This window comes from Virgibacillus senegalensis, from assembly GCF_000821245.2.
Taxonomy (GTDB): domain Bacteria; phylum Bacillota; class Bacilli; order Bacillales; family Amphibacillaceae; genus Sediminibacillus; species Sediminibacillus senegalensis.
This window is the reverse complement of the sequence record NZ_LN611422.1, coordinates 1-2050: the sequence shown is the minus strand read 5'-3', so window position 1 is coordinate 2050 and position 2050 is coordinate 1. Positions and strand designations below refer to the sequence as shown.

The following is a 2050-nucleotide window of genomic DNA, read 5'->3' as shown; positions in this document are numbered from 1 at the left end:
GTTTTGCCTGGCGGCGTCCTACTCTCGCAGGGGCAAAGCCCCAACTACCATGGGCGCTGGAGAGCTTAACTTCTGTGTTCGGCATGGGAACAGGTGTGACCTCTCCGCTATTGCCACCAGACCTGCAGGATGCAGGTCGTTCTGTGTTGTTCACAGGACGTGAACGGTCTTAACAGAACTTCCTTTAGGTGCTTTTAAGAAAGATGTACCTTCAAAACTAGATAAGAGGGAAGACATTCAACGAACATTGGCACGTTTTTTTAATCCAGCTCTGCGGGCTAGATGCTCGCGTCATAAGTCATTCCCCTACAAGCCCATATTGCAGGGCTTTTCGGTGACTGGCTTATGCGTGTCGCATCTGACCAAGCCCGCGACGCTTTTTGTTTTAATCCAGCTCCGACTCCCAGGTCCTCGCTGTATAAGCAATTCCTCTACAAGGCTGAAACCCAGCCTTGTCGCGGTCTTACTTATCCAGTCGGACCTTAACGGTCGTCTCCGCTTTTTGTTTTAAGTTAAGTCCTCGATCGATTAGTATCCGTCAGCTGCACGTGTCACCACGCTTCCACCTCGGACCTATCAACCTCATCGTCTCTGAGGGATCTTACTCATTTGAAATGATGGGAAGTCTCATCTAGAGGGGGGCTTCATGCTTAGATGCTTTCAGCACTTATCCCTTCCACACGTAGCTACCCAGCTATGCTCCTGGCGGAACAACTGGTACACCAGCGGTGTGTCCATCCCGGTCCTCTCGTACTAAGGACAGCTCCTCTCAAACTTCCAACGCCCACGACGGATAGGGACCGAACTGTCTCACGACGTTCTGAACCCAGCTCGCGTACCGCTTTAATGGGCGAACAGCCCAACCCTTGGGACCGACTACAGCCCCAGGATGCGATGAGCCGACATCGAGGTGCCAAACCTCCCCGTCGATGTGGACTCTTGGGGGAGATAAGCCTGTTATCCCCGGGGTAGCTTTTATCCGTTGAGCGACGGCCCTTCCATACGGCACCGCCGGATCACTAAGCCCGACTTTCGTCCCTGCTCGACTTGTAGGTCTCGCAGTCAAGCTCCCTTCTGCCTTTACACTCTGCGAATGATTTCCAACCATTCTGAGGGAACCTTTGGGCGCCTCCGTTACTCTTTGGGAGGCGACCGCCCCAGTCAAACTGCCCACCTGACACTGTCTCCGGACCGGATCACGGTCCTGGGTTAGAAGGTCCGTACAGCCAGGGTGGTATCCCACCGGCGCCTCCACCGAAGCTAGCGCTCCGGTTTCTAAGGCTCCCACCTATCCTGTACAAGCTGTACCAACATTCAATATCAGGCTACAGTAAAGCTCCACGGGGTCTTTCCGTCCTGTCGCGGGTAATGCGCATCTTCACGCATAGTATAATTTCACCGGGTCTCTCGTTGAGACAGTGCCCAAGTCGTTGCACCTTTCGTGCGGGTCGGAACTTACCCGACAAGGAATTTCGCTACCTTAGGACCGTTATAGTTACGGCCGCCGTTTACTGGGGCTTCGGTTCAACGCTTCGCCACGAGGGCTAACGCGTCCCCTTAACCTTCCAGCACCGGGCAGGTGTCAGCCCCTATACTTCGCCTTACGGCTTCGCAGAGACCTGTGTTTTTGCTAAACAGTCGCTTGGGCCTATTCACTGCGGCTTCTCGCAAAAGAAGCACCCCTTCTCCCGAAGTTACGGGGTCATTTTGCCGAGTTCCTTAACGAGAGTTCTCCCGATCACCTTAGGATTCTCTCCTCGCCTACCTGTGTCGGTTTGCGGTACGGGCACCTCTTTCCTCACTAGAGGCTTTTCTTGGCAGTGTGAAATCAGGAACTTCGGTACTAATTTTCCCTCCTCATCACAGCTTGAGATTGCCAGACGGATTTGCCTATCTGACTCTCTTACTGCTTGAACGCACATAACCAGCAGTGCGCATTCCTTATCCTTCTGCGTCCCCCCGTCGTTCAAACGGAAAGGAGGTGGTACAGGAATATCCACCTGTTGTCCATCGCCTACGCCTTTCGGCCTCGGCTTAGGTCCCGACTAAC

General features: G+C 53.8%; 2 rRNA genes. Both read right to left on the bottom strand.

The features are described from left to right. Positions 1–5: 5 nt before the first annotated feature. A 5S ribosomal RNA gene (gene rrf / locus BN1067_RS00415) occupies positions 6–121 on the bottom strand. A gap of 387 nt (positions 122–508) precedes the next feature. Further along, positions 509–2050, bottom strand: a 23S ribosomal RNA gene (locus BN1067_RS00410); the annotation flags it as partial.